The following is a 7,787-nucleotide window of genomic DNA, read 5'->3' on the forward strand; positions in this document are numbered from 1 at the left end:
GCATGGTCCAAGCGGAATCGGGCGCGCCCCTGCGGCTGCTGGCCGAGGACGCCGACGACCTGCGCATCATCTCCGCGGCGCTGCAGGACGCCGTCGCCAAGGTCGGCGACATCCGCTGGGAGCGGAAGGCGCGCCGCCTGACCCTGGAGTTCAACCGCTTCCGCTGGGAGCGGGAGGGACCGGACGCCTGCCAGCGGGTGCGCGCCGGACTGCAGCTGGGCGACGTCCAGTCGGTCAAGGCGCGGGGCATGAACCGCGACGCCAAGGGCGCGGTGGTCGAGCTTCTGGCCATCGACTTCGCGCCGGGCGATCCGCCGGGCGGCGTGGTCACCCTGGCCTTCGCCGGCGGCGCCGACCTGCGCGTCGAGGTGGAGTGCCTGGACGTGGTCCTGGCCGACCTGTCCCAGCCCTGGCCGACCCGGCGCACGCCGCGCCACGCCGACGACCTGAGCGCCTGAGGCCGATCATGGGGGAGCATCGCCTGCGCCGCGTCGAGCTCGACCCCGCCTCCGTGGCGCCGGCGTCCTCGGCCGTCGAGCACGAACGCCAGGTCGCCATCTTCGACCTGATCGAGCAGAACAGCTTCCGCCCCGAGGGCGCGGAAGGCGGCCCCTACGACCTGAAGCTGGCCTTCGAGGAGAACCGCCTGGTCCTCGACATCGAGGGCCCGGACTTCAAGAAGCGCCACCTGCTGTCCGTCACCCCCTTGAAGGGGGTGATGAAGGACTACTTCCTGATCTGCGAGAGCTACCACGAGGCGGTGCGCCACGCGACGCCGGCCCAGATCGAGGCCGTCGACATGGGCCGGCGCGGCCTGCACAACGAAGGCTCGGCCATCCTGCGCGAGCGGCTGGCCGGCAAGGTCGAGCTGGACCACGAGACGGCGCGGCGCCTGTTCACCCTGATCTGCGCCCTGCAGCGCCGCGGCTGAGCTCCGACTTTAGAGCTTGAGCGCGTTCTGAGCGCAAAACCGGAACCCGCTTTTGCGGAACGCGCGCTCTAGTTTCCCCAAACAAAAAAGGCTGCTAGACGGCACGCAGAGGGGAGGCGCGGCGCGCCTGCTTTGCGATTAGTCGTGAGGCCTTATGCCGAAAGAAGAGCTGCTTGAGTTTCCGGGCACGATTTCCGAGTTGCTGCCCAACGCCACCTTCCGCGTGACTCTCGAGAACGCCCACGAAATCATCGCCCACGCCGCCGGCAAGATGCGCAAGCACCGCATTCGCGTGCTGGCCGGCGACAAGGTCCTGGTCGAGATGACGCCCTACGACCTGACCAAGGGCCGCATCACCTACCGCTTCAAGTAAGCTTTCGCGCCGGCGCCGTCGCGCGGCGCCTGTTCGCGAGGTCGCCCATGTCCCCAGCCGGTTCGCCTTCCGCGCCGCTCGTGCTCGCCAGCGCCAGCCCGCGCCGGCTCGAACTGCTGCGCCAGGTGGGGATCGAACCCGACCGGGTCGCCCCGGCCGACCTCGACGAAACGCCGCTGAAGAAGGAGACGCCGCGCCTGCTGGCCCTGCGGCTGGCGCGCGAGAAGGCGAGGGCCGCCGCCGCCGCGGCGCCGGGCTGCTTCGTCCTGGCCGCCGACACCGTCGTCAGCGTGGGCCTGCGCGTCCTGCCCAAGGCCGAAACCGAGGCCGAGGCCCGCGCCTGCCTGGCCCTGCTGTCGGGCCGTAACCACAAGGTCGGCACCGCCGTGGCGGTGATCGGCCCCGACGGCCGCGAAGCCTCTCGCCTGGCCGAGACCCGAGTCACCTTCAAGCGCCTGACCGACCAGGAGACGGCCGCCTACCTCGCCTCAGGCGAGTGGCGCGGCAAGGCGGGCGGCTACGCCGTGCAGGGCATAGCCGGCGGCTTCGTCATCCAGCTGGTCGGCAGCTATTCGGGCGTGGTGGGCCTGCCGCTTTACGAGACCCAGTGCCTGCTGCAGGGCCTCGGCTGGCGGCCGTGACCGGGGTCCGGCGCCTCTATCTCGACGTCTCGGCCGGCGAGACCCGCGGCCTGGTGACGCTCGACGGCCTGCCCGAAATCCTCCTGATCGACCGGCCGGACGAGCCGCGCGCCGAGCTCGGCGCACGATTCGTGGGACGGGTGACCGCGCTCGCCCGCGGGGCCGGCTCGGCCTTCGTCGAGCTCGGCGTCGGCCCGCCGGCGGTGCTGAAGCTCGCCGGCCCCGCCGCGGGCCTGGCGGAGGGCGCGGCCGTGCGCGTCGAGGTCGTCGCCGAGGCGCGCGCCGACAAGGGGCCGGTCGTGGAGTTCGTGGCCGACGCCGCCGGTCACGCCGTGGGGCCGGTCGAGTCGGCGCCGTCGGTAGCCGAGCAGCTGCGCGCCTTCGCCCCGGACGCCGCCGTGACGACCGGCGAGGCCGCGCGCGAGGCGTGCGACCTGGCCGAGGAGGCCGCGCTCGAATCGACCTGCCTCCTGAAGGACGGCGTCGCCGTCACCATCGAGCCCACCCGCGCCCTCGTGGCCGTCGACGTCGACCGCGCCGCCGGCGGGGCCGAGCCCGGCCGCAAGGGGCTGAAGGCCAACCTGGCCGCCGTGCGCCAGGCGGCGCGCCTGCTGCGCCTAAAGTCGCTGGGCGGGACGGTGGCGATCGACCTGCTGGGCTTTCCCGAGCCGCGCGCCGTGCTGACCGAGGCCGCCCAGGCCGCCTTCGCGCCCGACGGACCCGGCGTGGCGGTGCTGACGCCGAATCGGCTGGGCGTGCTGATGCTGGCCAAGCCGCACCGGCGCACGCCCACGATCGAGCGGCTCTGCGACCCCGACGGCCGGCTTTCGGCCCTCACCGTCGCCTGCCGTCTGGCGCGGCGGTTCGAGGCCGAGGGCGCGGCGCAGCCCGGCGTCCTGCTGGAGGCGGTGTGCCCGCCCGACGTGGCCGAGCGCCTGCGCCCCCTGGCCGCCCGGCTCGGGCCGCGATTTTCCGTCGCGGCGGAGGTTGGACGGGACCGGGCGCGGGCCGATATACGCCCCCGATGACCACGAAGAAGACCTGCCCGATCTGCCGCAAGGCGGCCGAAGAGGCCCGCTACCGGCCGTTCTGCTCCAAGCGCTGCGCCGACGTCGACCTGCAGCGCTGGTTCGCCGGATCCTACGCCGTGCCGGCCGTCGAGGGGCCTGACCGCGAGGATGACGAAACGCCTCCAGAGGCCTGAAAAACCTGCGGCTAAGTTTCCTTCAAAACCCCGCTGGACAGGCGCGAACGGCTCGCCTATAGACCTCGCTCCCTCGCGGGACCTTGAGCGCCTGGGTAGCTCAGTTGGTAGAGCAGCGGATTGAAAATCCGCGTGTCGCTGGTTCGATTCCGGCCCCAGGCACCATTCCCCCGAGACGTCCCGAAACCTCGCAAAGAGCTTCGTCGCCAGATCTGGACGACGGCCGTTTCGGCACAGTCAGGGGTCTGGACGCCCCCTGCGACGATTTGACGATTTCCTCGCAATGCCCTCGCAAGGCCATGGTGTAATTCGATAACACTTGGCGCCTATGTTTCCCCGCGAAGGGGAAATGCCGCCCTCGGCCCTTGACGCTCTGTTATGGGTCCGACAAAGGAGCGAGTGACCGCTTCTTCAAGAAAAGCGGGGGTCCGTATCGCCACCGGCGGGGCGGGCCGCCCAGCGCCTAAGAGGCCGAGACCGTCGAAAGACGGCCAGAAGCCCCGGGTCGGCGTAGCGAAAGCGTGCGTCGCCTAGGCTGTTCCGAGGGAACGGCGGAGGCGGCGAGCGTATTTATTCAGGGTGGAGACGCTTCCGCGCGACGACCCTTGGTCCAACGTGTCAGACCAACCAGGAACTGGCGAACGATGCTCGAAACGAAAAAGACCAACATTCTCCTCGCGATGGTCGGCGCTGCTGCGCTCCTGACCGCCGCCCCCGCCTTCGCGCAGGACACCGCCGCTACGGCCGCTCCGGCCGCTGAAGCGGCCGCCGCTCCGGCCGCCGCTCCGGCTGGCGACGCCGCCGCTCCGGCCGCCGCTCCGGCCGCTGAAGCCGCCCCGCTGGAAATGGAAGGCGCCGGCAAGCTGACCGTCGCTCAGATGTTCCTGAGCGCCACCCCGGTCGTGAAGGTCGTCATGATCGGCCTGCTGCTGGCCTCGGTGTTCACCTGGACCCTGCTGATCATCAAGATCTTCGAGTTCAGCAGCCTGAACCGCGTCACCGACCGCTTCCTGGAAGCCTTCCGCGGCGCCCGCTCGGTCGCCGACATGCGTCGCATCTCGACCTCGGAAGAGTTCGACGGCAACCCGCTGGCCGACATGGCCGCCGCCGCTTCGGAAGAAGTCGAACTGTCGCGTCAGGCCGGTCTGGCCGTCGGCGGCGACCACCGCGACTCGACCGTCGCCCGCGCCTCGCAGGCCGTGGCCGCGGTTCAAGCCGGTCTGGCCAAGCGCCTCTCGGGCGGCCAGCAGTTCCTGGCCTCGGTCGGTTCGTCGGGCCCGTTCATCGGCCTGTTCGGCACCGTCTACGGCATCATGAACTCGTTCATCGGCATCGCGAACACGAACACGACCAACCTGGCCGTCGTGGCCCCGGGTATCGCCGAAGCGCTGCTCGCCACCGGCATTGGTCTGTTCGCCGCTATCCCGGCGGTTATCTTCTACAACTTCTTCCAGACCCGGATCGCCTCCTACGGCACCCGTTCGGAAGGCTTTGTCGCGGAACTGATGAACGCCATCTCGCGTCAGCTCGACAAAGGGGCCTGATCTAGATGGGAGCCAAGCTTTCAGGCCCGAGCGGCGGGAAGTTTGCGGCCGATCAAAATGCCGAGATCAACGTCACGCCCTTCGTGGACGTCATGCTGGTCCTGCTGATTATCTTCATGGTGGCGGCTCCGCTCGCCACCGTGTCGGTTCCGGTCGATCTGCCGCCTGCGGTGGCCCCGCCATCGCCGAACCCGCCGACGCCGATCTTCATTTCGATCCAGGAGTCGGGCGACGTCTACATCGGTGACCGTCTGGTCGGGATCGACGAGCTCGGTTCCAACCTGACGGCCCAAGTCGGCCGCCGCGATCCGGCCAACGAGCGCATCTTCATTCGCGCCGACAAGAAGACCCGTTACGGGGCCTTCATGGAGGTGATGAACACGCTGCAGGACAATGGGTTCTACAGCGTCGCGCTCATCGGCCAGGACACGAGTACGTAAGGGGGCGGTGACGAATGACTGAAGAAACTCACCGCCGCGATCCGCTGCTGGACTGGGGCCCTTCTAAGAAGAAGAAGGGTCTTTCGACCGGCGCCATGATCGGCATCGTCGTCTCGGTGGTCTTCCACATCGGCCTGTTCGCCTACCTGTACTACGCGAAGTTCAAACTTCAGGAGTACAAGTACGAGGACGAGGCGGTGAAGGTGGATCTGGTCAACCCGATCCCCCCGCCGCCGCCGCCGCCGCCGCCGCCGCCGCCGCCGGATCAGCCGCCCCCGCCCAAGCTGCAGGTGCGCGAGCCGGTGCCGGTGACGAACGCGCCGCCGCCGCCGGTGACCCTGCCGATCGAGCCGACCAAGAAAGAGGATCGGGTCGAATACGAAGGGCCGCCGCAAGTGGTTCCCGGACCGCCGCCGCCGCCGGCTCCGCCGGCGCCGAAGGTCCGCCAGGTCTCCCGTCCGGATTGGCTTCGTAAGCCGGACAACGACGACATGCTGCGCTTCTACCCGCAGCGTGCTCAGGAGCAGGAGATCGAGGGCAAGGCGACGATCCGCTGCGTGGTCAACGCCAACGGCACGGTCAGCAACTGCTCGGTCGTGTCGGAAGAGCCGGAAGGCTCCGGCTTCGGCCAGGCCACCATTCGGGCTTCCTCGAAGTTCCGCATGCGGCCGCAGATGGTCGACGGCCAACCGATGGAAGGCGCTACGGTGAACATCACCCTGCGCTGGACCCTCGGCGGCTAAGGCCCACGAGCCTACAGAACGAGAACCGCCCCGGACCTCCGTCTGGGGCGGTTTTTGTTTGTGCGGGGCGGCTGGGGCGGCGGGGGGACTTGAGCTTCGCGCTTGTCTCGTCGCATCTATCGTCACAGTGCGGCGTTAGGCACGAACGCCGGCCCCGCGCCGGTTCTGTTTCCGGAGGAATGCGTATGCGCTCGCGCGCCCTGATCAGACCGGCCCTTCTCGCCGCGGCCCTGGCCGCGACCGCCGCCACCGCCGGCTGCGCCTACAACGAGGCGCTGGGCCGCAACCAGTTCCTGCTGGTCGATAACGCCGCCCTGGCCCAGGCCGCCGACCAGGCTTGGCAGGAGACGCTGCGCAAGGAAAAGGTCTCCAAGGATCCCGAGCTGAACGCGCGGGTCCAGCGCGTCAGTTCGCGGCTGGTGCAGGCCGCAGGGCTAGGCAATCAGACCTGGACCTACGTGGTGTTCGAAGACCCGACCCCGAACGCCTTCGCGCTTCCGGGCGGCAAGGTCGGGGTCAACACCGGCCTGTTCAAGGTCGTGAAGAACGACGACCAGCTGGCCGCCGTGATCGGCCATGAGATCGGCCACAACGTCGCCAACCACGCGGCGGAGCGCTATTCGCAGACCGCCGCGACCCAGATCGGCCTCGGCGTCGCCCAGGGCGTCGCGGGGCAGGGCGACCTGGGTCAAGCCATCGGCGCCTACGGCGGGGTCGGTGCGCAGCTGGGCGTCCTGCTGCCGTTCTCGCGCAAGCACGAGCTGGAGGCCGACCGGCTGGGCGTCGACTACATGCACGCGGCCGGCTACCGGCCCAGCGAGGCGATCGCGCTCTGGCGCAACATGGCCGCCCAGCGCACCGGCGGCTCGCAGCCGAGCTTCATGTCGACCCACCCCTCGGACACGCAGCGCATCGCCGAACTCGAGGCCTACATAAAGAGCCGCGGCTGGTCCTGATCTTTCGCCTCAAGCTGGCTTGATCCGCCGAAGAGGGGAGGCTATTACGCCCCCCTCGCGAAAGCGTGCCGCCTTAGCTCAGTTGGTTAGAGCGCTAGATTGTGGATCTAGAGGTCCCCCGTTCGAGCCGGGGAGGCGGTACCATCGCAAGCCTTTGAACGGATTGCGCTTTCAGAGCGCTCCCTATTCGTTCTGGTTCGGCGTTCTACACCGATTTTCCACTTCGTTTTCACCACGCCGTTCGCGTGGTGTTCGCGTAGCTGCGCGATCTTCGCCGAGGCGTCGTCGGCCATGTTCATTCCGCGGAGCGAGCGTCTCCGCGCACTTCATTTCCCGTACTGGCGCCTGCTGATTTTCTGGAGCTTGAGGCTTGGTTGCGGCAGGGCGGAGGAGCGTCCCCGTAGGGCGTCCGACCAGGCTGTTAAGACCGTGGTCGAGCGCCTGTACGCTCGAACCACCCCGCCGCGGTGCAGACCCGGCGCGTGGATCGCCCTCGGGGTTGGTCCGAGGAGCTGCACACGGGCGGCCGTTCTAATTACAGTCGAGCCTTGCCAGCGCCTGTCGCTCCAGAGGCACTTCCATCGATCCGAGCCTTGGGTGGGGGCACGGGGCCGCCGTCCTCACGGTCGACGGGCGGCGAGCGCCTCGTGAGGGAGAACGACGCCTACGCTCGCGAGGGCTCCGCAACCGTTTGCGGGCTTGGCCGTAAGCCGCTACTGACGAGTGGCGTATTTTAATCGCCCGCGCCGGTTGAGCCGGAAGCGGAGCGCGTCGGTGCGGGGCGGGGGCTCCATGGGTCGTAAATTGGACATCGTCGACAAGCCCGTCCCTGAGCCGTTGAAGGCGGCGCTGCGGGCGGTGCGGCGGCACCTGGCCTCCGCCTTCGGGTTCAGCGCCCTGGTCAACATCCTCTACCTGGCCCCGACCCTGTACATGATGCAGGTCTACGACCGGG

The 7,787-nt window shown here is 69.1% G+C and carries 11 protein-coding genes and 2 tRNA genes; all 13 read left to right on the forward strand.

All coding sequences use genetic code 11. The annotated features are described in order from the left end of the window. The first annotated feature begins 2 nt into the window (after nt 1-2). Entirely contained in the window at nt 3-458 is a 456-nt protein-coding gene (locus tag H8B08_RS15425; protein ID WP_187451081.1) for a DUF2948 family protein, read from the forward strand. Between the two features lie 8 nt (nt 459-466). Beyond that, complete coding sequence (locus H8B08_RS15430; protein ID WP_187451082.1) at nt 467-931, forward strand: UPF0262 family protein; 465 nt, start codon at nt 467-469, stop codon at nt 929-931. Nucleotides 932-1,085: 154 nt separating this feature from the next. Continuing rightward, nucleotides 1,086-1,304 (forward strand): translation initiation factor IF-1, encoded by a 219-nt coding sequence (gene infA, locus H8B08_RS15435; protein WP_187451083.1) that lies wholly within the window; start codon nt 1,086-1,088, stop codon nt 1,302-1,304. Nucleotides 1,305-1,351: 47 nt separating this feature from the next. Beyond that, nucleotides 1,352-1,945 carry a Maf family nucleotide pyrophosphatase gene (locus H8B08_RS15440; protein WP_187451084.1) on the forward strand — a complete coding sequence of 198 codons (594 nt, stop codon included), beginning with the start codon at nt 1,352-1,354 and terminating at the stop codon, nt 1,943-1,945. Then, the gene (locus tag H8B08_RS19630) at nt 1,942-2,973 is read left to right on the forward strand and encodes a ribonuclease E/G (RefSeq protein ID WP_187451085.1); all 1,032 of its coding nucleotides are present in this window, start codon (nt 1,942-1,944) and stop codon (nt 2,971-2,973) included. The genes H8B08_RS15440 and H8B08_RS19630 overlap by 4 nt, the downstream gene beginning before the upstream one ends. Then, nucleotides 2,970-3,149, forward strand: a complete 180-nt coding sequence (locus H8B08_RS15450) for a DNA gyrase inhibitor YacG (protein WP_187451086.1) — start codon at nt 2,970-2,972, stop codon at nt 3,147-3,149. The genes H8B08_RS19630 and H8B08_RS15450 overlap by 4 nt, the downstream gene beginning before the upstream one ends. Nucleotides 3,150-3,238: 89 nt before the next feature. Next, nucleotides 3,239-3,314, forward strand: a tRNA-Phe gene (locus H8B08_RS15455). A 479-nt stretch (nt 3,315-3,793) separates the two neighbouring features. After that, nucleotides 3,794-4,693, forward strand: a complete 900-nt coding sequence (locus H8B08_RS15460) for a MotA/TolQ/ExbB proton channel family protein (protein ID WP_187451087.1) — start codon at nt 3,794-3,796, stop codon at nt 4,691-4,693. A 5-nt stretch (nt 4,694-4,698) separates the two neighbouring features. Continuing rightward, complete coding sequence (locus tag H8B08_RS15465; RefSeq protein ID WP_187451088.1) at nt 4,699-5,133, forward strand: biopolymer transporter ExbD; 435 nt, start codon at nt 4,699-4,701, stop codon at nt 5,131-5,133. Between the two features lie 14 nt (nt 5,134-5,147). Further along, nucleotides 5,148-5,876: an energy transducer TonB gene (locus H8B08_RS15470; protein WP_187451089.1), complete on the forward strand. Its 729-nt coding sequence runs from the start codon at nt 5,148-5,150 to the stop codon at nt 5,874-5,876. Between the two features lie 179 nt (nt 5,877-6,055). Continuing rightward, a complete protein-coding gene (locus H8B08_RS15475; RefSeq protein ID WP_370545494.1) occupies nt 6,056-6,832 on the forward strand; it encodes a M48 family metallopeptidase in 777 nt (258 codons plus the stop codon). A 67-nt stretch (nt 6,833-6,899) separates the two neighbouring features. Next, a tRNA-His gene (locus H8B08_RS15480) sits at nt 6,900-6,976 on the forward strand. Between the two features lie 147 nt (nt 6,977-7,123). Next, on the forward strand, nt 7,124-7,483 hold the full coding sequence (locus H8B08_RS19635; RefSeq protein WP_370545496.1) for a hypothetical protein: 360 nt from the start codon (nt 7,124-7,126) through the stop codon (nt 7,481-7,483). Nucleotides 7,484-7,787: the final 304 nt, after the last annotated feature.

Origin of the sequence: Caulobacter sp. 17J80-11, assembly GCF_014349105.1 — a bacterium.
Taxonomy (GTDB): Bacteria; Pseudomonadota; Alphaproteobacteria; order Caulobacterales; family Caulobacteraceae; genus 17J80-11.

Bases quoted from the DNA above. Each gene is read 5' to 3' on its own strand.
- H8B08_RS19635 (WP_370545496.1), top strand. From the start codon at position 7,124: ATGTTCATTCCGCGGAGCGAGCGTCTCCGCGCACTTCATTTCCCGTAC.
- H8B08_RS15450 (WP_187451086.1), top strand. From the start codon at position 2,970: ATGACCACGAAGAAGACCTGCCCGATCTGCCGCAAGGCGGCCGAAGAG.
- H8B08_RS15425 (WP_187451081.1), top strand. From the start codon at position 3: ATGGTCCAAGCGGAATCGGGCGCGCCCCTGCGGCTGCTGGCCGAGGAC.
- H8B08_RS15475 (WP_370545494.1), top strand. From the start codon at position 6,056: ATGCGTATGCGCTCGCGCGCCCTGATCAGACCGGCCCTTCTCGCCGCG.
- H8B08_RS15470 (WP_187451089.1), top strand. From the start codon at position 5,148: ATGACTGAAGAAACTCACCGCCGCGATCCGCTGCTGGACTGGGGCCCT.
- H8B08_RS15430 (WP_187451082.1), top strand. From the start codon at position 467: ATGGGGGAGCATCGCCTGCGCCGCGTCGAGCTCGACCCCGCCTCCGTG.
- H8B08_RS15460 (WP_187451087.1), top strand. From the start codon at position 3,794: ATGCTCGAAACGAAAAAGACCAACATTCTCCTCGCGATGGTCGGCGCT.
- H8B08_RS15440 (WP_187451084.1), top strand. From the start codon at position 1,352: ATGTCCCCAGCCGGTTCGCCTTCCGCGCCGCTCGTGCTCGCCAGCGCC.
- H8B08_RS15465 (WP_187451088.1), top strand. From the start codon at position 4,699: ATGGGAGCCAAGCTTTCAGGCCCGAGCGGCGGGAAGTTTGCGGCCGAT.
- infA (WP_187451083.1), top strand. From the start codon at position 1,086: ATGCCGAAAGAAGAGCTGCTTGAGTTTCCGGGCACGATTTCCGAGTTG.